At 72.5% G+C, this 25,292-nt stretch carries 24 protein-coding genes and 1 pseudogene; 12 read left to right on the top strand and 13 right to left on the bottom strand.

The window, feature by feature from the left end; all coding sequences use genetic code 11:
• Positions 1-31: 31 nt before the first annotated feature.
• The 6 genes and pseudogenes from ASG32_RS05520 to ASG32_RS05500 form a co-directional block, all read right to left on the bottom strand.
• A complete protein-coding gene (locus ASG32_RS05520; protein WP_056523355.1) occupies positions 32-919 on the bottom strand; it encodes a 2-hydroxy-3-oxopropionate reductase in 888 nt (295 codons plus the stop codon).
• Between the two features lie 22 nt (positions 920-941).
• Complete coding sequence (locus tag ASG32_RS05515) at positions 942-1,706, bottom strand: HpcH/HpaI aldolase/citrate lyase family protein (RefSeq protein ID WP_056523353.1); 765 nt, start codon at positions 1,704-1,706, stop codon at positions 942-944.
• Positions 1,707-1,836: 130 nt separating this feature from the next.
• Positions 1,837-2,727 carry a LysR family transcriptional regulator gene (locus tag ASG32_RS05510; RefSeq protein WP_056523351.1) on the bottom strand — a complete coding sequence of 297 codons (891 nt, stop codon included), beginning with the start codon at positions 2,725-2,727 and terminating at the stop codon, positions 1,837-1,839.
• Positions 2,728-2,849: 122 nt separating this feature from the next.
• Positions 2,850-3,774: pseudogene (locus ASG32_RS05505) on the bottom strand (branched-chain amino acid ABC transporter substrate-binding protein); the annotation flags it as partial.
• A 1-nt stretch (position 3,775) separates the two neighbouring features.
• The coding region (locus ASG32_RS34920; RefSeq protein ID WP_280141553.1) for an ABC transporter substrate-binding protein at positions 3,776-4,046 on the bottom strand (271 nt) is incomplete at its 3' end.
• Positions 4,047-4,084: 38 nt separating this feature from the next.
• Positions 4,085-4,333 (bottom strand): hypothetical protein, encoded by a 249-nt coding sequence (locus ASG32_RS05500; protein ID WP_056523347.1) that lies wholly within the window; start codon positions 4,331-4,333, stop codon positions 4,085-4,087.
• A 103-nt stretch (positions 4,334-4,436) separates the two neighbouring features.
• On the opposite strand from ASG32_RS05500, the gene ASG32_RS05495 reads away from it, so the two are divergent.
• Positions 4,437-7,154, top strand: a complete 2,718-nt coding sequence (locus tag ASG32_RS05495) for a glucosidase (RefSeq protein WP_244491824.1) — start codon at positions 4,437-4,439, stop codon at positions 7,152-7,154.
• Positions 7,155-7,184: 30 nt separating this feature from the next.
• Here the strand turns inward: ASG32_RS05495 and ASG32_RS05490 are convergent, their stop codons facing one another.
• Positions 7,185-7,502, bottom strand: coding sequence for a hypothetical protein (locus ASG32_RS05490; RefSeq protein ID WP_020093199.1), 318 nt, complete (start codon positions 7,500-7,502; stop codon positions 7,185-7,187).
• A 175-nt stretch (positions 7,503-7,677) separates the two neighbouring features.
• Entirely contained in the window at positions 7,678-7,956 is a 279-nt protein-coding gene (locus ASG32_RS05485) for a hypothetical protein (protein ID WP_012318753.1), read from the bottom strand.
• 550 nt (positions 7,957-8,506) lie between these two features.
• On the opposite strand from ASG32_RS05485, the gene ASG32_RS05480 reads away from it, so the two are divergent.
• Positions 8,507-10,255, top strand: a complete 1,749-nt coding sequence (locus ASG32_RS05480) for an outer membrane beta-barrel protein (RefSeq protein ID WP_244491822.1) — start codon at positions 8,507-8,509, stop codon at positions 10,253-10,255.
• Between the two features lie 318 nt (positions 10,256-10,573).
• On the opposite strand, the gene ASG32_RS05475 is transcribed toward ASG32_RS05480, so the two are convergent.
• Positions 10,574-11,137, bottom strand: a complete 564-nt coding sequence (locus ASG32_RS05475; RefSeq protein ID WP_056523342.1) for a sugar O-acetyltransferase — start codon at positions 11,135-11,137, stop codon at positions 10,574-10,576.
• A 112-nt stretch (positions 11,138-11,249) separates the two neighbouring features.
• Between ASG32_RS05475 and ASG32_RS05470 the strand changes: the two genes are divergently transcribed.
• The 5 genes from ASG32_RS05470 (at position 11,250) to ASG32_RS05450 (ending at position 18,586) form a co-directional block, all read left to right on the top strand.
• Entirely contained in the window at positions 11,250-11,795 is a 546-nt protein-coding gene (locus tag ASG32_RS05470; protein ID WP_056523340.1) for a TetR family transcriptional regulator C-terminal domain-containing protein, read from the top strand.
• Between the two features lie 340 nt (positions 11,796-12,135).
• Positions 12,136-15,465 carry a PAS domain S-box protein gene (locus tag ASG32_RS05465; RefSeq protein WP_244491820.1) on the top strand — a complete coding sequence of 1,110 codons (3,330 nt, stop codon included), beginning with the start codon at positions 12,136-12,138 and terminating at the stop codon, positions 15,463-15,465.
• Positions 15,466-15,879: 414 nt separating this feature from the next.
• Positions 15,880-16,893: a taurine ABC transporter substrate-binding protein gene (gene tauA / locus ASG32_RS05460; protein ID WP_056523335.1), complete on the top strand. Its 1,014-nt coding sequence runs from the start codon at positions 15,880-15,882 to the stop codon at positions 16,891-16,893.
• A 23-nt stretch (positions 16,894-16,916) separates the two neighbouring features.
• A complete protein-coding gene (locus tag ASG32_RS05455) occupies positions 16,917-17,708 on the top strand; it encodes an ATP-binding cassette domain-containing protein (RefSeq protein WP_020093206.1) in 792 nt (263 codons plus the stop codon).
• A complete protein-coding gene (locus ASG32_RS05450; RefSeq protein ID WP_056523333.1) occupies positions 17,705-18,586 on the top strand; it encodes an ABC transporter permease subunit in 882 nt (293 codons plus the stop codon). The genes ASG32_RS05455 and ASG32_RS05450 overlap by 4 nt, the downstream gene beginning before the upstream one ends.
• On the opposite strand, the gene ASG32_RS05445 is transcribed toward ASG32_RS05450, so the two are convergent.
• The gene (locus ASG32_RS05445) at positions 18,583-19,302 is read right to left on the bottom strand and encodes a hypothetical protein (RefSeq protein WP_056523331.1); all 720 of its coding nucleotides are present in this window, start codon (positions 19,300-19,302) and stop codon (positions 18,583-18,585) included. The genes ASG32_RS05450 and ASG32_RS05445 overlap by 4 nt on opposite strands.
• A 771-nt stretch (positions 19,303-20,073) precedes the next feature.
• Between ASG32_RS05445 and ASG32_RS05440 the strand changes: the two genes are divergently transcribed.
• The 4 genes from ASG32_RS05440 to ASG32_RS05425 all read left to right on the top strand — a co-directional run bounded on the left by ASG32_RS05440 (position 20,074) and on the right by ASG32_RS05425 (position 22,536).
• Positions 20,074-20,673 (top strand): PAS domain-containing protein, encoded by a 600-nt coding sequence (locus ASG32_RS05440; RefSeq protein WP_020093209.1) that lies wholly within the window; start codon positions 20,074-20,076, stop codon positions 20,671-20,673.
• A gap of 210 nt (positions 20,674-20,883) precedes the next feature.
• Positions 20,884-21,393, top strand: a complete 510-nt coding sequence (locus ASG32_RS05435; RefSeq protein ID WP_056523329.1) for a ferritin-like domain-containing protein — start codon at positions 20,884-20,886, stop codon at positions 21,391-21,393.
• 96 nt (positions 21,394-21,489) lie between these two features.
• Positions 21,490-22,134 (top strand): isochorismatase family cysteine hydrolase, encoded by a 645-nt coding sequence (locus ASG32_RS05430; RefSeq protein WP_082557760.1) that lies wholly within the window; start codon positions 21,490-21,492, stop codon positions 22,132-22,134.
• A gap of 204 nt (positions 22,135-22,338) precedes the next feature.
• Positions 22,339-22,536: a hypothetical protein gene (locus ASG32_RS05425; RefSeq protein WP_012318739.1), complete on the top strand. Its 198-nt coding sequence runs from the start codon at positions 22,339-22,341 to the stop codon at positions 22,534-22,536.
• 91 nt (positions 22,537-22,627) lie between these two features.
• On the opposite strand, the gene ASG32_RS05420 is transcribed toward ASG32_RS05425, so the two are convergent.
• On the bottom strand, positions 22,628-23,398 hold the full coding sequence (locus ASG32_RS05420; RefSeq protein WP_020093212.1) for a glucose 1-dehydrogenase: 771 nt from the start codon (positions 23,396-23,398) through the stop codon (positions 22,628-22,630).
• A 152-nt stretch (positions 23,399-23,550) separates the two neighbouring features.
• On the opposite strand from ASG32_RS05420, the gene ASG32_RS05415 reads away from it, so the two are divergent.
• Positions 23,551-24,180, top strand: coding sequence for a TetR/AcrR family transcriptional regulator (locus tag ASG32_RS05415; protein WP_056523325.1), 630 nt, complete (start codon positions 23,551-23,553; stop codon positions 24,178-24,180).
• An 11-nt stretch (positions 24,181-24,191) separates the two neighbouring features.
• On the opposite strand, the gene ASG32_RS05410 is transcribed toward ASG32_RS05415, so the two are convergent.
• Both ASG32_RS05410 and pyrF read right to left on the bottom strand, forming a co-directional pair.
• Complete coding sequence (locus ASG32_RS05410; protein ID WP_020093214.1) at positions 24,192-24,536, bottom strand: DUF1330 domain-containing protein; 345 nt, start codon at positions 24,534-24,536, stop codon at positions 24,192-24,194.
• 63 nt (positions 24,537-24,599) lie between these two features.
• Positions 24,600-25,292, bottom strand: coding sequence for an orotidine-5'-phosphate decarboxylase (gene pyrF, locus ASG32_RS05405; RefSeq protein WP_056523322.1), 693 nt, complete (start codon positions 25,290-25,292; stop codon positions 24,600-24,602).

Below are 25,292 nucleotides of genomic sequence, written 5' to 3'. Positions count from 1 at the left end.
CGTCTCGCGCCCGTCCGGGCTCCTGTCGGGATCAGGCGGCGTCGCCGACCGCGTGGTTCGCCAGGGCCTCCAGGGCCTTCACCATGGCGGAGTGGTCCCAGGCCGCGCCGCCCTGGGCCACGCAGGCCGAGAACAGCTGCTGCGCCAGCGCCGTGGCGGGCAGGCTGAGGCCGAGCGTCCGGGCGTTGTCCAGGGCGAGGTTCAGGTCCTTCTGGTGCAGGCCGATGCGGAAGCCGGGATCGAAGGTCCGCTCGATCATCCGCGCGCCGTGCAGCTCCAGGATCCGCGAGGTGGCCAGCCCGCCGGTGATCGCCTGCCGCACCTTGGCGGGATCGGCGCCGGCCTTCGAGGCGAAGAGCAGCCCCTCGGCCACCGCCTCGATGGTCAGGGCGACGATGATCTGGTTGGCGACCTTGGCCACCTGTCCGGACCCGACCGGGCCGACATGCGTGACCGTCTTGCCCATCGCGGCGAACAGGGGCTCGGCGCGCGCGAAGGTCTCGGCCTCGCCGCCGACCATGATCGAGAGCGCGGCGTTCTTGGCCCCGACCTCGCCGCCCGAGACCGGCGCGTCTAGATAGGCGCCGCCCCGCTCGGCGATCCGGGCGGCGAAATCCTTGGTGGCGAGCGGCGCGATCGAGCTCATGTCGATCACGGTCTTGCCGGGCGACAGCCCCTCGGCGACGCCGCCCGCGCCGAACAGGACCTGCTCCACGTCCGGGGTGTCGGGCAGCATCAGGATGATCGTGTCGGCGCGCTCGGCGACCTCGGCGGCGGTGGCGCAGGCGGTGCCGCCCGCCGCGAGCAGGGCCTCGGGCACGCTGCGCCGGGACTTGAGGAACAGGCTGTGGCCCGCCGCGATCAGGTGTCCGGCCATGGGCGTGCCCATGATGCCGAGGCCGATGAATCCGATGTTCATGGGTACGATCCCGTTGCGGAGCTCAGGCGCGGAAGCGGGCGGCGAGCGCCTCGGAGCTGCGGGCGAGGAGCCCCATGTCGGAGCCCACCGCGGTGAAGCGGGTGCCGGCCGCGATGTAGCGGCGGGCCAGCTCCTCGCTCGGCGTGAGGATGCCGGCCTGCTTGCCGGCCCGGACGATCCGGGCGACCGCCGCCTCGATGGTGGCGACCACCTCCGGGTGGCCCTGCTGGCCGACATAGCCGAGGCTGGTGGAGAGGTCGCCGGGCCCGATGAACACGCCGTCCACGCCCTCCACGGCGGCGATCGCGTCCAGATTGTCGAGGGCGCGACGGGACTCGACCTGCACAGCCACGAAGATCTCGGCCTCGCAGCGGGTGTGGTAGTCCTTGATCCGGCCGAACCGGGCGGCGCGGGGCGCCTGCGAGAAGCCGCGGATGCCGCGGGGCGCGTAGCGCGTCGCCGCGACCACGCGGGCGGCCTGCGCGGCGTCGTCGATGTTGGGGATCATCAGCGACTGGGCGCCGGCGTCGAGGATCCGCTTGATGGTGATCGGGTCGTCGCTCGGCACCCGCACCATCGGGTGCGTGTCGCCCTCCATCATCGCCTGGAGCTGGGCGTAGATGTCCCGGAGGTCGTTGGCCGAGTGCTCCATGTCGAGGAGCAGCCAGTCGAACCCGGCCCCGGCGACCACCTCGGTGGAGATGGGACTGGCGAGGCTGCACCACAGGCCGATCTGCTGGCGCCCCTCGGCGAGGGCCGCCTTGAAGCGGTTGGTGAGGTTGTCCATCACGATCCTCCCTGGGGGCGTCGCGGCGTCTGCGCGCCGTCCGCCCCATCACGCGCAGCCTTCCGCCGCGAGGTCAAAGCCAAACACTGGATCGATCGATGCGGATCGCGCATCGATCGACCGTGCGGGCTCACGCGGGCGGCATCTCGGCCACGATCGAGACCAGCTGGGCGATGAGGGGGTCGTCCGCGTCGCGCCGCCACGCGAGGAGCAGTTCCACCGGGCGCGGCGCCGGCAGGACGAGGGGGCGGAACACCACGCCCTCGAAGCGCAGGCGCTCGGCGGCGGCCGGCACCAGGGCGATGCCGAGCGCCGCCCGGACGAGGGCCAGGATCGAGTGGATCTGCGTGAGCTGCTGGACCGTCGGGGGCCGGATCTCGGCCTCGGCGAGCAGGCCCAGGACGAGGTCGTGGAAGTAGCGCGCCTCGTTGGGCGCGTAGCCGATGAGCGGCTCGCGCGCGAGATCGGCGGGGGCGAGCCCGTCGCGCAGGGCCAGGGGGTTCCCGGCCGGCAGGGCCACCACCAGGGGCTCGGCCAGCGCCCGGACGGCGATCAGGTCCGGGTGCGTCACGGGCGGGCGCACCAGCGCGGCGTCGATCCGGCCGGCGAGCAGCTCCTCGATCTGGTCCTTGCTGACCATCTCGCGCAGCGCGAGCGTCACGTCCGGCAGCGCCCGCCGGAACGCGGTGACGAGGCGCGGCAGGAAGTCGTAGGCCGAGGCCGCCGTGAAGCCGAACTTGAGGACGCCCGCGCGCCCCGCCGCGACCTGCCGGGTGACGTGCGTCGCGGTCTCGGCGAGCCGCAGGATGCGCTGCGCCTCGGGCAGGAAGCTGCGACCGGCGGCGGTCAGCCGGACCGTGCGGCTGGTGCGCTCCAGGAGCTGCACGTCGAGGACGCGCTCCAGGACCTGGATCTGCCGCGACAGCGGCGGCTGCGTCATGTTCAGCCGGGCGGCCGCACGCCCGAAATGCAGCTCCTCCGCCACGGCGGCGAAGCACCGGAGCTGGCTGAAGTCGAACATGAAGGCTCCCTCTCCCGGACCGCGGCGCAGTCGGGCGGGAGCATAAGGCCTTCGCGGCGGCCACGTTGAGATCGCCGCCCTCATCCAATTAGGTAAGGCGGCGGCCTCCGGGCCCGACCGGCCTACGGGGTCACCTCGTGCCCGGCATAGTCGATCCGGCCGTCCGGCCCCTTGGTCCACTCGTAGATGACGTAGTCGGGGCGGGTGAGGTCGCCCTTCCCGTCGTAGGCGATCGGCCCGACCACCGTGTCCACCGGCTTGCCCCGGTGCAGCCACTCGGCGAGCGCCTTGCCGTCGCTGGAGCCGGTCTCGGCCATCGCCTTGGCCAGGACCTGCACGGCCGCGTAGGCGTAGAGCGTGTAGGCCTCGGGATCGATGCCCCGGGCGTTGAACGCCGCGACCACGCCCTTGGCGTTCGGGTTCTTGCGGGCGTCCGGCGCGAAGGTCATCAGGGTCCCGGCCGCGCCCGGGCCGGCGATCTGGACGAATTCCTTGTCGGGGATGGCGTCGCCGCTCATCATGCGGGCGGCGAGGCCCTGATCGCGCATCTGCCGGATGATCAGCCCGGCCTCGGTGTGCACGCCGCCGAAATAGACGACGTCGACGTTGGCGGACTTCATCTTGGAGACGAGCGCCGAGTAATCCTTCTCGCCCGGGTTGATGCCCTCGGACAGCACCTCCTTGCCGCCCTTGGCCCTGAACGCCTTCAGCGTCTCGTCGGCCAGCCCCTTGCCGTAGGGGGTCTTGTCGCGGACGAAGGCGATCTTCTTGCCCTTGAAGTGCCCGGCCAGGTAACTGCCCGCCACCGCGCCCTGCTGGTCGTCGCGGCTGCAGGTGCGGAACGTGTTCCACATGCCGCGCTCGGTGAACTTCACGCTCGTGGAGGCCGGCGTGACCTGGATGATGCCGGCGTCGAGATAGACGTCGGAGGCCGGGATCGTGACGCCGGAATTGTAGTCGCCGACGACCATCTTCACGCCGTCGCTGGCGAACTTGTTGGCCACCGAGACGCCCTGCTTCGGGTCGGAGGCGTCGTCGCCGACCGTCNCGCCGGAATTGTAGTCGCCGACGACCATCTTCACGCCGTCGCTGGCGAACTTGTTGGCCACCGAGACGCCCTGCTTCGGGTCGGAGGCGTCGTCGCCGACCGTGACGGTCAGCGTCGTGCCCTTCAGCGTGCCGGCCCTGTTGATGTCCTCGACCGCCTGGCTCACGCCGTTCCGGATCTGGGCGCCGAAAGCCGCGTTCGGCCCGGTCATGGGCGCGGCGACGCCGATCTTCACCGGTGCGCCGCCCTCCTGACCTCGCGCCGCGGTCATGAACAGCAGCCCGGCCAGGCCGGCCATCAGTAATCGCGTCATCGTTCCCCCAAGATGTGGCCGGTCAGATCGCCGACGAACGTTGAATTCGGATAGATCAACGCGGCTCCCCGCGCGTCGAGTCGCAGATCACCCGGCGCGATCCTGTCGCTCACCTTCACCGGGGTCAAGGTTTCGGGGCGGGCCGAGACGGTCACCGGCGCGGGCGCGCGATCGGCCGGCGGGTCCTCACGGAGCCGTGCGGCGGCCCGAAGGCCCGACGGGTCGGGATGGCGCCGATGATGCATCGGGCCGGCGCATCCGCAGCAACCCGCCGTGACCGATGACCGCCTCCCGTCCCCGCCGCACCCCCAGCCCCGGCCGACCGGGCCCGCGTCCGGGACGCGGCTGATGGGGCCGCGCGCAGACGAGGATCGGGACGAGGATCGGGGCGAGGGTCGGGACGAATGCCGGGACGCGTCGGTGGACTGGGCCGAGCGCCGCCGGATCGCCGAGCAGGGCCGGGGCGACCGGGCGTGGTCGCTCTGGGGCCCCTATCTCAGCGAGCGGCAATGGGGGACCGTGCGGGAGGATTACAGCCCCTGCGGCAACGCCTGGGCCGCCCTGACGCACGAGGACGCCCGCTCGCGCGCCTATCGCTGGGGCGAGGACGGGCTGGCCGGGATCTGCGACGAGCGCGGCAACCTGTGCCTGGCCCTCGCCCTCTGGAACGGGCGCGACCGCATCCTCAAGGAGCGGCTGTTCGGCCTGACCAACCAGGAGGGCAACCACGGCGAGGACGTGAAGGAGGTCTACCACTACCTCGACGCGGTCCCGAGCCACGCCTACCTGAAGATGCTGTACCGCTACCCGCAGGCGGCCTTCCCCTACGCGGAGCTCGTCGACGAGAACGGGCGGCGCGGGCGGGAGCAGCCCGAGTACGAGATCGAGGAGACGGGCGTCTTCGACGGGGACCGGTTCTTCGACGTCACCGTGGAGTACGCCAAGGCCGACGCCGACGACGTCCACGCGGTGATCACCGCGCTGAACCGGGGGCCCGAGCCCGCCGACCTCCACCTCGTCCCGCAGCTCTGGTTCCGCAACACGTGGTCGTGGGAGGCCGGGCAGGCGCGCCCGCGGATCGCCCGCGCGCCCGACGGGGGCGCCGTCTGCACGCACGAGCGGCTCGGGCCGTACCGGCTCGCCTTCGACGGGGCGCCGGACCTGCTGTTCTGCGAGAACGACACCAACCTGCGGCGGCACGGCGGGCAGCCGGACGCCGCGGGGCCGTTCAAGGACGGTCTCCACGCGGCGATCGTCGACGGCGATCCCGCTTCGGTGCGCCGGGACGCGGGCACCAAGCTCGGCCTGCACTACGCGCTGCGGCTGGCGCCCGGGGAGACCGCCCGGATCCGCCTGCGGCTGTCGGCGGGCCTGCGCGCCCGGGCCATCGACGACGGGTCCCTGGTCCGCCGCCGGGTGGCCGAGGCGGACGCGTTCTACGAGGAATTGCAGGACGGCATCGCGAGCGCGGAGTCCCGCGCGATCTTCCGCCAGGCCGCCGCCGGCCTGATCTGGTCGAAGCAGCTCTACAGCTACGACGTGCGGCGCTGGCTGGAGGGCGACCCGCTCCAGCCGCCGCCGCCCCGGGGGCGCGCGGGCGGCCGCAACGGCCAGTGGCGCCACTTCGCGGCGGCCGACGTGCTGTCGATGCCCGACACCTGGGAATATCCCTGGTTCGCCGCCTGGGACCTCGCCTTCCACTGCCTGCCGCTCGCCCTGCTGGACCCGGACTTCGCCAAGAAGCAGCTCCTGCTGCTCACCCGCGAATGGTACATGCACCCGAACGGCCAGCTCCCGGCCTACGAGTGGGAGTTCGGCGACGCCAACCCGCCGGTCCACGCCTGGGCAGCCTACCGGGTGTTCGAGATCGACCGGGACCGGCGGGGCGGGCGCGGCGACCTCGCCTTCCTGGAAGGCGTGTTCCACAAGCTCCTGATCAACTTCTCCTGGTGGGTGAACCGCAAGGACGCGCAGGGCCGCAACGTGTTCCAGGGCGGCTTCCTGGGGCTCGACAATGTCGGCGTGTTCGACCGCTCGCGCCCGCCCCCGGGCTTCGGGGTGGTGCACCAGGCCGACGGCACCGCCTGGATGGCGATGTACGCGCTCACCATGATGCGCATCGCCCTGGAGCTCGCCCTCCACAACGACGTCTACGAGAGCACCGCCTCCAAGTTCTTCGAGCACTTCCTGCTGATCGCCGAGGCCATGACCGACATGGGCGGGTCGGGCGGGGACGGGCAGGGCTACGGCCTGTGGGACGAGACCGACGCGTTCTACTACGACGAGGTCGACATCCCCGGCGGCGGGATGCTCCCCTTGCGGGTCCGCTCCATGGTCGGGCTGGTCCCGCTCTTCGCCGTCGAGGTGATCGAGCCCTCCGTGCTCCACCGGCTGCCGGATTTCGCCCGGCGCCTGAACTGGGTGCTGGAGAACCGGCCCCACCTCGCCCGCTTGGTCTCCCGCTGGACCGAGGGGGGCGTGAAGGACCGCAAGCTGCTGTCGCTGCTGCGCGGCCACCGGATGAAGGCGCTGCTGCGCCGCATGCTCGACGAGGCCGAGTTCCTCTCGCCCTACGGCGTGCGCTCCCTGTCGAAGGTGCACCGCGACGCGCCCTACGTGCTCAACGAACTCGGCGCCTCCTTCACGGTCCGGTACGACCCGGCCGATTCCACCTCGAACATGTTCGGCGGCAACTCGAACTGGCGCGGCCCGGTCTGGATGCCGATGAACTTCCTCATCGTCGAGGCGCTGCGGCGCTTCCACACCTATTACGGCGACGACTTCCTAGTGGAGTACCCGACGGGCTCGGGCGCGATGCTGACGCTCAGCGCCATCGCGGACGCCCTCGAGGACCGCCTGATCGCGCTGTTCGCCAAGGACGGGACCGGGCGCCGGCCGGCCTTCGGGACCCGGCCGCCGATCGCCCCGGCGCCGGGTGCCGAGGAGGCGCTGCTGTTCCACGAGTTCTTCGACGGGGATACGGGGCGGGGCCTCGGCGCCGCGCACCAGACCGGCTGGACGGCCCTGATCATCAACCTGCTGCGCGACCGGGCACGCCCGCGATAGGCGCGCCCGGCCGGGAGCCGGCCGATCGGGTCAGCAGCTCAGCCGCCGGCCTTCGCGACGCCCGAACACTTTGTAGTGGGCGGCACCCGATTCCATCTGGCCGTTGGCCACGGCGCGGCGGACATCCGGATTGCAGCGCAGGTACTCGCGCTCGTCGAACCCGTAATTGGCGCGGCCGCGGTAATCGTCCCGGTCGCGGTAGCCGCGGTCCCGGTAATCGTAGTCGCCGCGGTCGCGGTAGCCCCGGCCGCCGTAATCGTCGTAGTCGGGGCGCGGCTGCGCGGAGACCGGGCCGACCACGCCCAGAATGCCGAGGCTCACCGCGGCCGCTGCCAGAATCGCCTTCATCGTACCAATTCTCCCTTGTCGGTGGCCAGAAACGCGTCGGGGCGCGGATGGTTCGATCGCCTCGGACGTGGCACCCCCGGCCAGCCCGAGCCCAGCCCCCGCGATGCGGGAAGCCCGCCTCGCGGCTCTGCCCCGGCCCGCGCCGGGGCGGACGCAGCCCCGGCGCGGATGCGCGTCACATGCGGCGCATCATCTCGCGACGCATCTCGCGGTGGCGCATCTCGCGGCGCATCTCCCGATGCATCATGTGGCGCTCCATCCGGTGGCGCATCATCCGGCGCTCCATGCGACGGCGCATCATGTGGCGCTCGACGGGATCCATCTGGACCGTCGAGACCATGCCGGCGGGCGCCGACACGCCCGTGCCGGGGCCGATCGGCGCGGCGGAGGCCGGGATCGCGACGGCGGAACCGAGGGCCGCCAGCAGGGCAGCGGCAATGATCGTTGAACGCACGTGAGGTTTCCTCTCTCGCCGCCCGGGAAGACGGGCGGGCGTTTCCAGGGGACTCGCGGCCGGATCCGCCCGCAATCCCGCCCAGGAAGGCTCGGGCCGCCCGGATGGTTCCCCGGACCGGGCCGCCCCGCCAGGAACGCGCCGGAGCAGTATCGCGACGGGCATCGCGTCGGGCCGGCGGCCCGGCCCCGTGGCCGCCCTGGGTTAGACCGGGCAGGGCGCAGGTGATGCACGAACGCATCACCCGGCCGCAAAAGCGAACGGAACCAAGCCGCGGCACGACCGAAGATCAGATCAACATCTCCGCCCACAATGAATCGAATACACCCTCAAAATACTCATTCTATAAAATCCGTGAGATCTATAAAATATCATTCTCGTCTCAACGATTGCAGAACCAGTCAAATTTGAGGAAAAATCTCGAAAATCAACACTTCAGAATCGAGACATCATGACCTAATCATAAGAACGCATCATGCGAACCGCGCGAGATCAGCAGAAGCTCCGCTTCGGCATCCGAAGCCTTACCGGCGAAGAGACCTTGACGCTCATGCCTTCGACGACGCGCGGCGGGGGACACTACATGTACCGCATCTCGAGTTCTGGACTTCTCCTGTGCCTGCTGTCGCAGACCGCGATGGCGGCGGACCTCCCGCGGCGGGCCCTTCCGCCGGCGGCGACGGCCGTGCCGATCTTCTCCTGGACCGGAGCGCATGCCGGCCTGTTCGCCGGTTACGGGACCCTCGATCGGGCCACGCAGTTCGTCTGCACAGGTCCGGACGGGCAGCCCGGAGCCCGGAACTGCCCGGTCATTCCATCGAAGCGGGCCTCGGACGGGAGCTTCGTCGGCGGCGCCGAGGTCGGCTACGATTGGCAGGTGAATTCCGGCTTCGTCGCCGGCGCCGCCGCGGATTACCAGTTCACCCGGCTGTGGGGCTACGATCGCCGCGAGGGCGCCTTTCCGGCCGCGGGCGGCGGCTTCTATCGCCGCAGCGTCGCCCATTCCGGCCAGAGGCTGGACGAGCTCGCCACCCTGCGCGGCAGGATCGGCTTCGCCGTCGATCGCACCCTCGTCTACGCCACGGGCGGCCTCGCCGCGGGCACGGTCCGGACCGACAACAACCTGTCGTTGGCCGGTTTCCCGCTGTTCGACGGGCGCCAGGGCGCGGTGCGCCTGGGCTACGTGGCCGGCGCCGGCATCGAGCACGCCTTCAGCGAGCACCTCTCCGCCAAGGTCGAGGGTCTCTACTACGATCTCGGCTCCCGGGCGGTCCTCCCGGCTCCGTCGTACCCCGTGCTGACCGGCTACCACGCCGGCACGCGGGTCGCGACGGACGGCTTCCTGGCCCGCGTCGGCCTCAACTACCGGTTCGGAGCCGGGCTTCCCACCCTGGCCCCGATCGCGTCGGCAGGCCCGGCCACCTGGGATTTCGAGGGCGGCCTGCGCTACTTCTTCAGCTCCGGGACACCGCGCGAGAAGCTCGGCGACCCCGACGCGCCCGGCCAGCTCAATTCGCGCCTGACCTACAACAACACCCAGGCGCATGCCGGCGAGAGCTTCGCACGGCTCGAGCACAACCCCACCGGCCTGTTCGCCAAGGGCTTCCTCGGCTCGGGCGGCGTCACCGGCGGCCGCCTCGCCGACGAGGACTTCCCGCCCGCCCTGCGCCGCTATTCGAAGACGCTATCGCCGATCAAGGACGGCGACATCGGCTACGGCGTGATCGATCTCGGCTACGACGTGCTGCGCCGGGACGGGTACAAGCTCGGCGGCTTCCTCGGCTACCAGTTCGCGTCCGAACTGTATAACGGCTACGGCTGCCGTCAGGTGGCGGGCGGGGCTCCCTGCGCCAGACCCTACCCGACCAGCATGAAGACGCTGGGCGAGAGCATGCAGTGGAACGCGCTGCGCGTCGGCGTGATCGGCGAAGCGCGGTTCGACCGGGTCCGGCTGAGCCTGGAAGGCGCCTACCTGCCGGTCGTGAGCCTGAGCGGCGTCGACCGGCACTGGCTGCGGCCCGACATCAATCCGGGGCCGGAAGGCGGCCGCGGCGACGGCTACTTCCTGGAGGGGATCATCTCGTACGACCTGACGCCGTCCGTCAGCGTCGGCGTCGGCGGCCGCTACTGGCAGCTCCAGGCCGACAAGGCGCACACGACGGCCTTCCCGTTCTCGCCGCCCAGCCCGATGAAGTTCGAGACCGGTCGCTACGGCGGCTTCGCGCAGCTCTCCTACCGGCTGGCCGATTTCGGCTTCGGCGAGACAGGCGCTCCGGCGGCCCCGATCCGCAAGGACTGATCCAGCCGCCACGCCGCGCCCGAACGCGGGCGCGGCAGGCCAGGGGACGGGCCGCGCCGGCCGTTCGATCCCGGTGCCTCGATCCCGGTGCCTCGATCCCGGCATCGGCTCCACCCGGCCCGCGGCAGCGACGCCGCGGGGCCGCACAGCTTGGCCGCGCGGCCGCGTGAACCGGCCGCGACCGGTCGTCGGCGTCCCCGGCAGGTCCGGCCCGGACGGGAGTTCCGGCCCGGACGGGAGCGCCGGCACGCTCGACGGAGGGCCGACGCGGCCGGACCGCTCCCCCACGCAGCACGCGCCCCGCGCGCCCGCACCCCCTCACGGCCGCGGCCGGGCCGGGTTCCCCACCACGGTGGCGCCGGCCGGGACGTCGCGCGTCACCACGCTGCCCGCCCCGACGATCGCGTCATCGCCGATCGTGACCCCGGGGAGGATGATCGCGCCGCTGCCGATCCAGACATTGGCGCCGATCACCACCGGGCGGGCGAATTCCAGCATCTGCCGGCGCTGGGCCGGGTCGCGCGGATGATCGGGGGTCAGGATCTGCACGGCCGTGCCGATCTGCGTCAGGTCGCCGATCGTGACCGACATCACGTCGAGGATGCTGCACCCGAAGTTCAGGAACACGCCGCGGCCCAGGCTGATGTTGTAGCCGTAGTCGCAGTGGAACGGCGGCCGGATGTTGCAGCCCGGGCCGACCCGCGCGAAGGCCTCCTCCAGGAGCGCCTGCCGCTCGGGCTGGCTCCGCGTCTGCGCGGCGTTATACCGGTCCATCCATTCCGAGATGCGCCGGTTGTCGGCGGCCAGTTCCGGGTCGTCGGCGCAGTACAGTTCGCCCGCCAGCATCCTCTGCTTCTGGGTCTTCACGATCTCTGTGTTCATGGTGGGGACCTCCCTCCGGCCGCGTCGGACCCTAGCTATGCGTACAGATGTACATATCAAGGCCGCGCGCGTCACGGCCCGGCTGCCCTGAACCGGATCCGAGGAGGTCCCCTTGCCCGCCGCCCAGCGCCGTTTCGACCCGGATCGCCGGGCGCGCATCATCCGGGCCACCCTCGACGTCGTCGCCGAGCACGGCGTCGCCGGCACGACCCACCGCCGGGTCGCGGCGGCGGCCGACGTGCCGCTGGGCTCCATGACCTACCATTTCGACAGCCTCGACGCGCTTCTGACCGAGGCGTTCACCGGGCTCGCCGACACGGTCTCGGCGCGGTTCGCCGACCGGCTCGCCGCGGCCGCGACCGTCGATGAGGCCTGCGAGGCCGTGGTCGACCTGATCGTGAGCGACCTCTGGGCGAGCCCGCGCACGATGCTGCTGAGCTACGAACTCTACGCCTTCGCGGCCCGGAACCCGCCGCTGCGCCGGGTCATGCAGGACTGGATGGCCAAGAGCCGGGCCGCCCTGGAACGGCACTTCGCGCCGGAGACCGCCAAGGCCCTCGACGCCGTGATCGAGGGCCTGACGATCCACCGCTCGGTCGACCCGCAGCCGGCGGATCGGGCGCAGGTGCGGGCGATCGTGGAGCGGCTGGTGCGGTAGGCCCGCACCCGTCCCCGCACCCGCCCCCCACCGGGCCGGGGACGCCGCGTGCCGGCCCCTCAAGCGATCGTGATCGCCGGCCGGACAGGTGCCGAATGCCGCACGGTGCCGGCAAGGAATCAGCAACCGTCGCGCGAGCAGGTTCGCCCCGATGCGTGCCGAGGGCGCGCCCGGGCGCGGTCCGCGCCGGTGGTGGGGAACCCTGGGGCCGATGCAGACTGACGCGACCCGCCCGGCCGCGCCGCCGGATCCCGCTCCGCACCGGGCCGCGGGCGAGCCTGCACCCTGGGACGGGGGCCCCGGTTTCGGGCAGTGGCGTCTCGATCCGCGGACCCGCCGGGTGACCCGATCGGCGAGTCTCGCGCGGCTGCTCGGGACGCCCGGCGCGTGCGACCTGCCGCTCGCCGAGCACGTCGCGTGCTATCATCCGGACGACCGCGCCGCCCTGGTCGCGCGGCTCGAGGGGATCCTGGAAGGAAGCCGGCCGGCAATCCCCTACCAGGCGCGGGCCCGCATCGTCCGCCCGGACGGGACCGTGCTGGACGCGATCATCCAGGGGCTGCCCGAGTTCGGGCCCGACGGCGCGCTCGTCGCCCTGCACGGCCTCATCCTCGACGTGACCGACCTCGTCCGGTCGGAGCGGCGGGCGCGCGAGACCGACATGATCCTGCGCGGCACGCTGGACAGCTTGGACCAGGGCCTCGTCGTCCTCGACGCCGACCAGCGGGTGCGCGCGTTCAACCGGAGCGCCGCGGACCTGCTCGACCTGCCGGACGACGTCCTGCGGGCGGGCGTCGCCCTCCCGGACATCCGCGCCTACCAGCGGGCCCGCGGCGACTGCGCGGCGGCCGGGTCCGATCCGGGCCTCGGAACGGGCGCGCGCGCCGGGCTGCCCCCGCTGTTCGACTGGCGCCTGCCCGGCGGCCCGATCCTGGAGGTCCGGTGCGCCGCCCTGCCGGACGGCGGCACGGTCCTGACCTTCGGCGACGTGACCCAGAACCGGATCGCCGAGCGGGACCTGGAGGAGAGCGAGCGCCGCTACCGGCTGCTGGCCGAGAACGCCACCGACATCATCATCTGGTCCGACCTGACCGCCCGCCGCCGCTACGTCTCGCCGGCGGTGCGCGCCGTCCTGGGCTACGACCCGCAGGAGCTGATCGGCACCCATCCCCTCGACTTCGTCCATCCCGACGAGGTCGGCGCGTACCGCCGCGTCCTCGACGACCTCACCGGCGGCCGCGCGTCCCGCGCCCTGACCTCCCAGCGCTACCGGCACCGGGGCGGGCACTGGGTCTGGGTGGAGATCTCGTTCAGCCTGACCCACGATCGGGCGACCGGCGCCCCGGACGGCTACGTGGCGACCCTGCGCGACGTGAGCGCCCGCAAGGCCGCGGAGGACGCCCTGCGGTTGAGCGAGGCCCGCTACCGCGCCCTGGCCGACGCGCTGCCGCAGCTCGTCTGGATCGCCAGCACGGAGACCGGCGACGCCTCCTACGTCAACCGGCGCTTCGAGGATTACTACGGCCCGATCGGCCCGACGCGCGCCGCCCGGATCGCCCGGACGCATCCCGACGACACGGAGCGGATGGAGCGGCTGTGGTCGGAGGCGCCCGCCCGCCGCGCGCCCTACGAGGTCGAGGGCCGCCTGCAGCGGCACGACGGCGCCTACCGCTGGCACAAGATCGTGCTCCTGCCGATCTGGCAGGGCGAGAGCATGGTGGGCATGCTCGGCACCGCCCTCGACATCGACGAGATCGTCACCGCCCGGCGCGCCGTGGAGGATGCCAGCAGCCTGCTGCACCTCGCCCAGCAGGCTGCCCATGCCGGGACGTGGCACCTCGACCTCGACAGCGGCCGGATCGAGTGGTCCCCCGAGAGCGCGCGGCTCCACGGCATCGAGACCGACCGGAACCACGCCCTCGACACCCGGGACTGGCTCGCCCTGATCGACCGCGCCGACGGCGAGCGGGCGCTGCGGATCGCGGCCGCGGCCGCGGCCGCCGGGCAGACCTTCTCGATCGAGTTCCGGGTCCCCACCGCGGACGGCGGGGTGCGCTGGATCAACGGCGTCGGGCGCGGCGCGCCCGGGCAGGCGCGGCGGATGATCGGCCTCAACATCGACGTCACCGCCCGCAAGGCCGCCGAGGCGGCGCTCCTCGCCGCCAAGGCGGCGGCCGACGCCGCGCGCCTGGAGGCGGAGCGGGCGAGCGCGGCCAAGAGCGAGTTCCTCGCCGCCATGAGCCACGAGATCCGCACGCCGCTCAACGGGGTGATCGGCTACGCCGACCTGCTCCTCGACGGGACGGATCTCGGACCGTCGGCGCGCCGGAACGCCGACCGCATCCGCACCGCCGGGGCCGCGCTCCTGACCGTGGTCAACGACGTCCTCGACTTCTCGAAGGTCGAGGCCGGGCAGATCGAGATCGTGCCCCGGCCCTTCGCCCTGGAAGCGCTGATCGACAACGCGGTGTCGATCGTGCGCCCCTCCGCGGAGCGCAAGGGGCTCGCCCTCACGCTCGCCCAAGGCCCGGGCCTGCCCGACTGGGTCGAGGGCGACGAGGACCGCCTCCGGCAGATCCTGCTCAACCTGCTCAACAACGCCGTGAAGTTCACCGCGTCGGGCGGCATCGACCTGTCGGTCCGGGTCAGCCCGGACGCGATCGGCGGGACGCGGCTGCGCTTCGCGGTCCGCGACACCGGCATCGGGATCCCGACCGACAAGTGCGACCGCCTGTTCCGGCGCTTCTCGCAGGTCGACGGCTCGATCAGCCGCGAGTACGGCGGCACCGGGCTGGGGCTCGCCATCTCGAAATCCCTCGTCACGCTGATGGGCGGGACGATCGGCGTCGCGAGCACGGTCGGGCACGGCTCGACCTTCTGGTTCGAGGCCGACCTGCCCGCGGCGGTCCCGCCGGCCCGCGCGACCGCGCCGGCCTCGGCGATCGCCCGGGCGACCGGCCGCCGCCTGCTCCTGGCCGAGGACGTGCCGCTCAACCAGGACCTCGCCCGGATGATCCTGGAGCGCGCCGGGCACGCGGTGGACGTGGTGGCCGACGGGGTCGCCGCGGTGGCGGCCGTCCAGGCGCGGTCCTACGACGTCGTGCTGATGGACGTGCAGATGCCCGTGATGGACGGCATCGCGGCGACCCGGCGGATCCGCGCCCTGGGCGGCGCCGCCGGCCGCCTGCCGATCCTCGCGATGACGGCGAACGTCCTGCCGCAGCAGGTGGCCGAGCTGCGCGCCGCCGGGCTCGACGACCATATCGGCAAGCCGTTCCGCGCGGACGCGCTGCTCGCCGCGATCGACCGGTGGGCGGCCCCTCGCGCCGAGCCGCCGCGCCGCGCGGGGACGATCGACCGGGCCACCCTGGACGAGATGACCGCGATGGTCGGCCAGGCGCGCATGGGCGACCTCCTGGCGATGCTGGCGAAGGAACTCGCCGAGCGGTTCGGGCCGGCGGCGACCGACGGCGACCGGACGCGGCTGATGGGGGACGCGCACGCCATGGTGTCGGCGGCCAGCATGATCGGCTTCCTGGATCTGGCCGCGACCTGCCGGGCCTTCGAGACGGCCTGCCGCGCGGGCGAGGACGTCACCGCGCTGCTGGCCGCGCTCCGGGCCCAGGCGGCCGCCACGATCGACGAGATCGCGGTGCTGCGCGCGGCCTGAGCGGGGGCGCCGCCGGAGCCGGCCCGCGGGTTTTGCACGCCCAAATTCTCGTCTCCCAGGCACGCGGCGGCGAGGAACGATCTTCCAGCCGGCGGTCCCGCGGCGGCGGCGCACCCGCCGGGCCGCGACTCCGGGACGACGATGGCGGGCGCCTCCGGCGAGGGCGGTTCGGAGAACGGCACCGGGGATCGCGCGCGTCCGGGGAGATGGATGTTCCGGCGCGCGCGGTCCGCGCACCGCCGCGGGCGGCTGCCCGGGACCCGCGCACCGCCGCGGGGGCCGCGGCGCGAGGCGGATCCCGGGCGCGACCGGGGCAGGGCGCGGGCCCTTGCCTTCGTGGCCGAGCTCGGTCGACCCTGCGCCCGGCCGCCCGAGTCGCCTCCGCGCCGGGACGGCCGGAATGGGGGACATCTCATGACATCTGCCGGTCCGCACCGCCGCGCCGTCGCGCTGGCCGCCCTGGCCGCCCTGGTTCTCGGCGCGCCGTTCCCCGGCACCGCCCGCGCGGCCGACCGGGAGGTCACCTTCGCCCACCAGGACATGGTGGTGCCGTTCCGCGCCCTGATGGCCTCCGGGGCGATCGAGAAGGCGACCGGCTACACGATCCACTGGCGCAAGTTCGGCGGCGGCGGCGACGTGATCCGCGCCATGGCCTCGGGCAGCGTCCAGATCGGCGAGGCGGGGTCGAGCCCGATCGCGGCGGCCGCCTCGCAGGGGCTCGACATCCAGCTGTTCTGGATCCTCGACGAGATCGCCGACGCCGAGCAGCTCGTGGCCCGCGCCGGCAGCGGCGTGACGGGCGTGGCCGACCTGCGCGGCAAGACGGTCGCGGTGCCGTTCGTGTCGACCGCGCATTACCAGCTGATCGCCGCCCTGGCGGAGGCCGGGCTCACGCAGGCCGACGTCCGGATCCTCAACATGCGGCCGCCCGAGATCGCCGCCGCCTGGGAGCGGGGCGACATCGACGCGACCTTCATCTGGGACCCGGTGCTCGCCCGGGTGAAGAAGTCCGGCACCGTGGTCGTCTCGGCCGGCGACCTCGCCCGCCGGGGCAAGGCGACCTTCGACGGCCTCGTGGTCGACCGGGCCTGGGCGGCGCGGAACCGGGACTTCCTGGTGACGCTCGTCCGGCTGATCGCCGCCCAGGACGCGGCCTACGCCGCCAGGCCCTGGGGCGCCGACGCGCCGGAGGTGGCGGCGGTGGCCCGGATCAGCGGCTCGGCGCCCGCCGAGGTGCCCGCGAGCCTCGCGGCCTACCGGTTCCCGACCCTGGAGGCGCAGGCCTCCCCGGCCTGGCTCGGCGGCGCCGCCGCCAAAGCCCTGACCGAGACCGCCGCCTTCCTGAAGGCGCAGGGGCGCGTGCAGGCGCTGGCGCCCGACTACGCCCGGTTCGTCACGACGGAGGTCGTGGACGCGGCCCGGAAATAGCCTGTCCCCGGACCGGAGGGCCCATGATCGAGATCCGCAACCTGAGCGTCCGCTACGGGCAGGGCGCCGACGCGGTCGCCGCGCTGTCGGGGATCGACCTGACCATCGGTCCCGGGGAGTTCGTGGTGGCGCTCGGCGCCTCGGGCTGCGGCAAGACCACCCTGCTCTCGGCGATCGCGGGATTCCTGGCGCCCACCGAGGGCCGCATCCTCCTCGACGGCGCGCCGGTCCGGGGTCCGGGAGCCGAGCGGGGCGTGGTGTTCCAGCGCCACGCCCTGATGCCCTGGCTGGACGTCGCCGAGAACGTGGCCTTCGGACCGAAGATGCGGGGCGTGCCCCGGGCGGAGCGGCGGCGGATCGCCCTGGCGACGCTCGACCTCGTCGGCCTGCCCGACTGCGCCGACCGGAAGGTCTACGCGCTCTCGGGCGGTATGCAGCAGCGGGTCGGCCTCGCCCGGGCGCTCGCCGGAGACCCGCGCGCCCTGCTGATGGACGAGCCGCTCGGTGCGCTGGACGCCTTCACCCGCGAGCAGATCCAGGAGCTGATCCTCCGGATCTGGCACCGGACCGGCAAGATGGCCTTCTTCATCACCCACGACGTCGAGGAAGCGGTGTTCCTCGCCACCCGGCTGGTGATCATGAGCCCGCGGCCCGGCCGCATCGTCGAGACGCTGGACCTGCCCTTCTCCCGGGCGTTCGTCGAGGGCCGCGACGCCCGGGCCGTGAAGTCGGACCCCGCCTTCATCGCCGTGCGCGAGCGCGTGCTCGCGCGCATCCGGAGCGGCGCCGCCGCGGCACCGGAGGCCGTCCGATGAGCGGTCTGCCCCGCGCCGCGCCGGACGCGGTCCCGGACGTGATCCCGGACACGGCCCCGGCCCCGGCTCCGGCGGCGGCCCCGCTGGCGCGCACCGGAATCCGCCGCCGCCGTGGGATCCTGGTGCCGACGGTCAGCGCCGCCACGGTGCTGGCAGCCCTCGGCCTCTGGCTGGTCGCCACCCGTGCCGGCTGGGTGAAGCCGCTGTTCCTGCCGCCGCCGGAGGCGGTCCTGGCGGCCTTCGGTCAGGCCTGGCGCGGGGAGATCGACGGCGCCCCGCTCGGGCTCCACGTCGGCGACAGCCTCCTGCGCGTCCTCGGCGCCTTCGCGCTCGCCGCCCTGGTGGGCATCCCGGCCGGGCTCGCCATGGGCACGAGCCGGATCGCCCGGGGCATCCTCGACCCGCCGATCGAGTTCTACCGGCCGCTGCCGCCGCTCGCCTACCTGCCCCTGATGATCATCTGGTTCGGGATCGGCGAGCTGTCGAAGGTGCTGCTGATCTTCCTCGCCTGCCTCGCCCCGGTGGCGCTCGCCGCGCGGGCGGGGGTGCGCTCCGCCTCGGTCGACCAGATCAACGCCGCGCGCGCCCTCGGGGCGAGCCGCTGGCAGGTCCTGCGCCACGTGGTCTTCCCGGCGGCGCTGCCGGAGATCCTGATCGGCCTGCGGATCGGCATGGGCGTGGGCTGGACCACCCTGGTGGCCGCCGAGATGGTGGCGGCCCAGGCCGGGCTCGGCCAGCTCGTCCTCAACGCCTCCAATTTCCTGCGCACCGACGTGGTGGTGATGGGCATCCTGCTGATCGGCCTGTTCGCGGGCCTGTTCGAGCTCGGGATGCGGGGCCTGGAGCGCGTGCTGGTGCCCTGGAAGGGCCGACACTAGCGCCGCCGCAGCACCCGCTTGAGCCGGCTGCCCGCGTGCGGATCGACGTAGTGCAGCAGGGCCGTGGCCCGGATCGCGTCGGACGCGCAGGGCTCGTTCGTGTGCAGCGAGCGGTAGCCCCAGAAGAAGTACAGGCTTCCCGGCTTCAGCGACAGGCGGATCACGCGGTCGCTGCCGCGGTCGTAGGCGCGGGTCAGGAGCTTCTGCGCGAGCGGATTGTCGACCAGCGCCTTGTCGACGAGGTTGCGGAGGTAGCTCCGACGCAGTGCGCGGGTGTTCGGGTGGATGATCAGGCGCCCCGGAGTACCGTGGTCCGGCATCGTGATGGGGACGAGGGCCGTGAGCACGTACGAGTCGAAGTGGAAGCGCATCGAGTGCGTCCTGGCGCCATGTCCCGCCAGACAGCGCAGGATCTGGTAGTAGCCGACATCCGGCGCGGGCCGTCCCACGGCGCTCTCGTAGATGCCGCGGCACAGGGCGTTGAAGGTCGGGTCGTCCGGCAGGGCGGCCAGGAACGTGCCGCCGAGATCCTTCGTCCCGGTGAAACCCGCGTACTCACCGCCCTTCGCGGCGACCGCCCGCGCGACGAAAGCCTGCGCGACGCGCAGGTCCTCCGGGCTCACGTAGTCCTCGAGAACCGCGTAGCCCTGTGACGTGATCTGCTGCGCGATCGCCCCCGCCACGGCGCCGGAGGGGACCTTGAACATGTAGCTCATGGGACCGAACCTTGCCGACCCGAGCCAGACGACACCTGAGAGCCGGTCCGAACGCCATCGAGCGCACGATCTGAGCCGATAGATCCGGATTCGTCAATCATTCAGCTGGATAAATAGCGGCACAAGATGGCGCAAATTGCGCCATTACTGTACAGGCCGCCGGAACGAAGGCCCCCCGGGTTCACGGCGCGGCGGCGGATGGGTCCGCACGGAGACCCTGCGGATCGGAGGAACCGTCCGGCCCGCGCGCGGCTCTGCATCCACGTCCGCGTCCCGACAAGATGTGGGGCCCACCAGGCAGCGGACGTGGAGGTCGGCAGAACCAACCCGTTCTTGATCGCGTCGGCCCGCTCGCCGGTCGCCCTCATTTGATGCGCTCACTGCGCTGACGAACCGCGTCCAGCGCCCGCGCGGACGCGCAGGGCGCGCAAGCTCCGGCCCGGACCGGGACGTCCCGGGCCCCTCGGCCTGGACGCTGGGCCTGGACGCTGGGCCTGGACGCTGGGCCTCGCCCCGTCCCCGCCGGCGGAGTCAGGTGTCGGCCAGTGGAGGGACGGCACGTCGCGGCGGCCAGCAGAAGAAAATTCCCTTCGAGTCCGCCGCTCAACTCTGATGGAAGCCTAGGGCGGGCGAACCGGGCACGGCGAGACAACACATATATTTGAATACAAGATCTTTACGGGAATTTGTATTAGGCTATAACGGATTTTGCAGGATCACAATCGTCGCGCAGCGTCGCCTCTGGTTGCGGTGAGATCGGGGAGGTCTCGGATGGACCACGCGGACGACGTCGTATCCGAGGCGGCGCTCGTCGCGGCGCTCGAAGCCTCGGGCGGCGTCGGCTTCTGGATGTGGGACATCCTCCGGGACGAGGCGCGGGCCGATCCGGTGAGCGCCCTGCTGTTCAACATCAGCCCGGCCCGGTCGCGGGTCGGGGTCAGCCTCGCGGAGCTCCTGAAGGCCGTCCATCCGGACGATCAGCCCCACATCTCGCAGGTCATTCTGGACTGCGTCCGGACCGGCGGCTCCTACACGGCGGAGTACCGCGTCTGCTCGCCGGAGGGGCGGCTGCGGTGGCTGTTCACCCGCGGGCACTTCTACCTGGACCAGGACGGGCGACCGACCACCGGACGGGGCGTGATCGTCGAGATCTCGGACAGCAAAGCGGCCGGCGCGGCTTTCGCGGAGCGCGACGGGGACACGATCGACGACGCCCTCAGCCGCACCGCCGACCTCTGCCTGTCGCTGCACAACACGGTCTCGGTGGTCGGCGACACCGCCCTCGTGGCGCTGACCGAGACGCTGCTCCTCGAGATCGGCAAGCGCCTCGCGGAGCGCCAGCGCGCCGAGCGCAGCGGCGGCCTGCACTGAGCGGGGCAGCTGCCGGAGGTCGCGGATCATCCGCTCGATGCGCGCCGCCCCGGCTTCGTCGACCGGCACCGGCTGTCCGGTCTCGTCCGGCCCGTCCGGGACCGGCGCCCCTCCCGCGCCTGCGACCTTCCGACCGGAACTTGGCCGTGCGGCACCCGTGTTTGCCGGTTGAATGAGCCCCGAGCTCACAACTGCTGAGAGGTGAACGCCATGACCACGGACGCCCGCGAGATCTACGTCACGGCCCTGAAGAACACCCATGCTGTGGAGATGCAGGCGCTGCAGATCATGGAGCGGCAGGTCGAGCGCCTGGAGCGCTATCCCGAGATGGAGCAGGCCCTGCGCCGCCACATCGAGGAGACGCACGGGCAGCGCCACCGGCTGGAGGAGGCGCTCCAGAGCCTGGGCGACAGCCCCTCGACCCTCAAGGAGGGCTTCCTGGGCTTCGTCGGCAACATGATGGCGCTGGGTCACACGCCGGCCCAGGACGAGATCCTGAAGAACACCTACGCCAACCACGCCTTCGAGAATTTCGAGATCGCCGCCTACGAGTCGCTGCTCACCATCGGCGACGCCGCCGGCCAGCAGGGCCACCGGACGGCGTTCGAGCAGTCCCTCAAGGAGGAGCAGGCCATGGCGGAGGCGGTGCGCAAGCTGATCCGCCCGACCACCGAGCGCTACCTCTCCCTGACGGTATCCGGCGCCAAGGCTGACCGCTGAGGTCCCGCCGTCCCCGCCCCGAGACCGGGCGGGGACGGCCCTTCGTCCACCTTCGCCCCCACCCGAGCCACGCTGACCCGGTCTGATCGCGCGCCCATGGACATCGGAAGCCGCCCATCGACGGACAGTCCCCGGCCGGAGCCGGAAACCGCCGGCGGGGCCCTGGGGAGGGGGTGCGTCCACCTCTGCGTGGACATGCAGCGCATGTTCGCCGAGCCCACCGACTGGCAGACCCCGTGGATGAACCGCGTCCTGCCCCATGTCTGCCGCCTCGCGGCGGCGCATCCGGAGCGGACCGTCTTCACCCGCTTCATCCCGGCCGCCCGGCCGGGCGAGGGCCGCGGGACCTGGGCGACCTACTCGCGGCGCTGGGCCGGCATGACCCGGGAGCGCCTCGACCCGGGCCTGATCGACCTCGTCCCGGACCTCGCCCGACTGGCTCCGCCCGCCGAGATCGTCGACAAGACCGTCTACTCGCCCTGGCTCGAGACGGGTCTCGACGCGCGCCTGCGCGCGCGGGGGGTCGACACGCTGATCGTCACAGGCGCCGAGACCGACGTCTGCGTGCTGGCCGCCGTGCTCGGCGGGGTCGATCTCGGCTACCGGATCGTGCTGGCCACCGACGGCCTGTGCAGTTCCTGCGACGAGGCGCACGACGCCCTCCTGCTGATGTACCGGATGCGGTACGGCCACCAGGTCGAGACGATGACGACCGCCGAGATCCTCGACCGCTGGCACTGAGCCGGCCGCGCGCCCTCCCGCCGCGCCCGAGCATCCGATCTGTAATGGCCAAGCTCAAGGCGAGTTCTCGGCCCGGCTCCGCCGGCCACCCCGGCTCACGAACACTCGATCCGTGCGGCCGCGCACGCGAAAAACAGTCGCGGCGCATGAACCGGTGGCCGGTGAGACCGTTATGTTCCTGAACAGGGTTCCGGAGGAAAGGTTATGGCCAAGCACGAGATCCTCGGCTACTTCGAGCACCGCCGCGACGGGGCCTGGGTCTGCGTCCGTCCCTTCACCCTAACCACGCGGGACGCGAGCGTCGACATCCGCCAGGGCATGCGCTTCGACTACGGCAAGCGCGTCGGGGGCGTCGATCTGGCCGAGTACCTCGAGCGCCTGGGTTCGCAGTTCGGCTCCTGAGGCGCGGTCACGCGCGAGCCGCATATCGCAGACCCTTCGACGCGGCGCCGGGCGTGACCCCTGCGCCGCGCTTCGTCGTTCCGGGCGCCGCTCAGGCGCCGCCCCACTGCATCGTCAGGCCGCCATCGACCACCAGGGTGTGGCCGGTGACATAGGCGGCGTCCTCCGAGGCGAGGTAGAGGATCGCCCGGGCGATCTCCTCGGGCTGGCCGGCCCGGTGCCACGGGATCCGCTCCAGGGACTCGTCGAGAACCTCCGGCTTCTCGAACCGGTCGGCGGTCATCGGCGTCTCGATCAGGCCCGGGGCGACGCTGTTGACGTTGATCCGATCCTCCGCGAGTTCGCGCGACAGGGACCGGCAGAGGGAGCCGAGCCCGGCCTTCGACATGCCGTAGGGGGCGCTCTCCGGCGTGGGCAGGTGCTGGGCCACGGAGGAGACGAACACGATCTTTCCGTTGCCGCCCTGGGCCCGGCGCATCCGGATGAAGGGGCGGGCGCAGAACAGCGGCCCCATGAGGTTCACCCGCAGGATCCGCTCCAGCACCGCGTCGTCCATCTCGGCGACCGGCATCCCGCTCATGGCCTGCCCGGCATTGGCCACGAGGATGTCGAGGGTGCCGAACTCGCTGCCGATGCGGTCGAAGGCCGCCGTGACCGCCGCCGGGTCGCCGACGTCGAGCTGGAGCACCAGCGCCCGCCGGCCCGCGGCCTCCACCCGCGCGGCGGTCTCGCGGATGCCCTCCGCGTCGCTGTGATAGGTGATGGCCACGTCGGCGCCCGCGCGGGCGAGCAGTTCCGCGGTCGCCTGCCCGATGCCGGAATCGGCCCCGGTGACCAGGGCGCGGGTGTCGGTGAAGCGCATCGCGGATCTCTCGCTGACGCCGCCGTCGCGGCGGGGTGCCTGGGCAATGGGCGCCGCCCGGGCCGGTTCCGGGCGCGCGCAGCCGCCGCAGGGGAACCCGATCCGGGTTCGCGTCTTTGACGCCCCGCCGCCGCATGGCCTAGTGAGGTCGCATGTCCCTGGAAGATACGACCCGCTCGCTCGCGGAGGAGTGCGCGCCCGACACGCGGAGCCGCATCCTCGCGACGGCGGGCACGTATTTCCGCGAGATCGGCTACCAGAAGACGACCGTGGCCGACATCGCCCGGACGCTGAAGATGAGCCCGGCCAACGTCTACCGCTTCTTCGAGTCGAAGAAGGCGATCAACGAGGCGGTGCTGGAGCGGCTGATCGGCGAGAGCGAGGCGGTGATCCTCGGCATCGCCGACCGGCCGGGCCTCGACGCCACCGCGCGCCTCGCGGCGGCGATCGAGGCCCTGCATCGCGACTCCACCCGGCGCTGCGAGACGTTTCCCCGCCTGCACGAGATGATCGAGGCGGCGATGGCGGAGAGCTGGGACGTCTGTCGCCACCATGTCGCCCGGATCACCGCCGGGTTCGAGCGGATCATCCGCGACGGGGTGGCGCGGGGCGAGTTCGAGGCGGCCGATCCCGCCGAGGCGGCCGCCTGCGTCCACGTCGCCATCGCCCGCTACACCCACCCGCTGCTGGTGGGCTGCTCCACCCTCCAGCCGGTGCCGCCCATGGCGGCGATGACGGCGTTCCTGCTGCGGAGCCTCGCGCCGCGCGGGCCGCTCCCGTAGCGCGCCGCCGCCTACTCGGAGGCCGGCCCCGCCTCCGGCGCCGGCTCGGAGGCGCTGGGCTGCGGCCCGTCATAGCCCTCGATCACCAGGATCTCGGCCTCGACGCCGCCGCGCTGCTTGGCCTTGGCGGCCTGGTAGAGGTCGGAGTTCCAGCAGGCGAGGGCGTCGGCGTAGCTCGGGAACTCGATCACCACGTTGCGGGACCGGGCCGGGCCCATCACCGCCTCGTGGGCGCCGCCGCGCACGAGGAACCGGCCGCCGAACTTGGCGAAAGCCGCGCCGTTGGCCGCCACGTAGTCCTTGTAGGCCTCCGCGTCGCGGACATCGACCCGCGCGATCCAGTAGCCCTTGGTCATGCTGCGTCTCCTGCCCTGCGGAGCGAAGTGGGACCGCTCCGCCCGAAGGCAATCCCGCTCGGATCAGGCAAGGTCCGCCACGATCGCCCGCGCCACTGCGCGGGGGTCGGCGGCGCCGGTGATCGGGCGCCCGACCACCACGTGGTCGATCCCGGCCCGGCGGGCATCGCCCGGCGTCATGACCCGCTTCTGGTCGCCGGCCGCGGCGCCCGCCGGGCGGATGCCCGGGGTGACGATCAGCCGGTCCGGACCGACGACGCGCCGGACCGCGCCCGCCTCGGCGGCCGAGCAGACGAGGCCGTCGATGCCGATCTCGGCCGCCTGGGCGGCGCGCTTGGCGACGAGCTCCGCCACCGGCAGGCCGTAGCCGGCCTCCGCGGCGTCGGCGTCGTCGTAGGAGGTGAGCACCGTCACGGCGAGGATCCTGAGTCCCGCGCCCCGGCCACGGACCGCCGCCCGCATGGTCTGCGGGTAGGCGTGGACGGTGAGGAAGGTGGCGCCGGAGCCCGAGGCCGAGCGCACGCCCTCCTCGACGGTGTTGCCGATGTCGTGGAGCTTCAGGTCGAGGAAGACCTTGAGCCCGCGGGCCGCCAGCCGCTCGGCCAGGGCGAGGCCGCCCGCGTAGCCGAGCTGGTAGCCGATCTTGTAGAAGGTCGCGGCGTCGCCGATCCGGTCGATCAGCGCCTCGGCGGCCTGCACGCTCGGCAGGTCGAGGGCCACGATCAGGCGGTCGCGGGGGTCGGCAATCTCGGTCAT

Source organism: Methylobacterium sp. Leaf361 (assembly GCF_001424445.1).
Lineage (GTDB): Bacteria > Pseudomonadota > Alphaproteobacteria > Rhizobiales > Beijerinckiaceae > Methylobacterium.
Note: the sequence above shows the minus strand (reverse complement) of the source record. Positions and strands in the feature narration are given on the sequence as shown.

Bases quoted from the DNA above. Each gene is read 5' to 3' on its own strand.
- ASG32_RS05425 (WP_012318739.1), top strand. From the start codon at position 22,339: ATGGCCAAGCACGAGATCCTCGGCTACTTCGAGCACCGCCGCGACGGG.
- ASG32_RS05440 (WP_020093209.1), top strand. From the start codon at position 20,074: ATGGACCACGCGGACGACGTCGTATCCGAGGCGGCGCTCGTCGCGGCG.
- ASG32_RS05480 (WP_244491822.1), top strand. From the start codon at position 8,507: ATGCCTTCGACGACGCGCGGCGGGGGACACTACATGTACCGCATCTCG.
- ASG32_RS05495 (WP_244491824.1), top strand. From the start codon at position 4,437: ATGGGGCCGCGCGCAGACGAGGATCGGGACGAGGATCGGGGCGAGGGT.
- ASG32_RS05435 (WP_056523329.1), top strand. From the start codon at position 20,884: ATGACCACGGACGCCCGCGAGATCTACGTCACGGCCCTGAAGAACACC.
- ASG32_RS05430 (WP_082557760.1), top strand. From the start codon at position 21,490: ATGGACATCGGAAGCCGCCCATCGACGGACAGTCCCCGGCCGGAGCCG.
- ASG32_RS05445 (WP_056523331.1), bottom strand. From the start codon at position 19,302: ATGAGCTACATGTTCAAGGTCCCCTCCGGCGCCGTGGCGGGGGCGATC.
- tauA (WP_056523335.1), top strand. From the start codon at position 15,880: ATGACATCTGCCGGTCCGCACCGCCGCGCCGTCGCGCTGGCCGCCCTG.
- ASG32_RS05415 (WP_056523325.1), top strand. From the start codon at position 23,551: ATGTCCCTGGAAGATACGACCCGCTCGCTCGCGGAGGAGTGCGCGCCC.
- ASG32_RS05450 (WP_056523333.1), top strand. From the start codon at position 17,705: ATGAGCGGTCTGCCCCGCGCCGCGCCGGACGCGGTCCCGGACGTGATC.
- ASG32_RS05410 (WP_020093214.1), bottom strand. From the start codon at position 24,536: ATGACCAAGGGCTACTGGATCGCGCGGGTCGATGTCCGCGACGCGGAG.
- ASG32_RS05475 (WP_056523342.1), bottom strand. From the start codon at position 11,137: ATGAACACAGAGATCGTGAAGACCCAGAAGCAGAGGATGCTGGCGGGC.
- ASG32_RS05490 (WP_020093199.1), bottom strand. From the start codon at position 7,502: ATGAAGGCGATTCTGGCAGCGGCCGCGGTGAGCCTCGGCATTCTGGGC.
- pyrF (WP_056523322.1), bottom strand. From the start codon at position 25,292: ATGACCGAGATTGCCGACCCCCGCGACCGCCTGATCGTGGCCCTCGAC.
- ASG32_RS05500 (WP_056523347.1), bottom strand. From the start codon at position 4,333: ATGCATCATCGGCGCCATCCCGACCCGTCGGGCCTTCGGGCCGCCGCA.
- ASG32_RS05420 (WP_020093212.1), bottom strand. From the start codon at position 23,398: ATGCGCTTCACCGACACCCGCGCCCTGGTCACCGGGGCCGATTCCGGC.
- ASG32_RS05510 (WP_056523351.1), bottom strand. From the start codon at position 2,727: ATGTTCGACTTCAGCCAGCTCCGGTGCTTCGCCGCCGTGGCGGAGGAG.
- ASG32_RS05515 (WP_056523353.1), bottom strand. From the start codon at position 1,706: ATGGACAACCTCACCAACCGCTTCAAGGCGGCCCTCGCCGAGGGGCGC.
- ASG32_RS05520 (WP_056523355.1), bottom strand. From the start codon at position 919: ATGAACATCGGATTCATCGGCCTCGGCATCATGGGCACGCCCATGGCC.
- ASG32_RS05455 (WP_020093206.1), top strand. From the start codon at position 16,917: ATGATCGAGATCCGCAACCTGAGCGTCCGCTACGGGCAGGGCGCCGAC.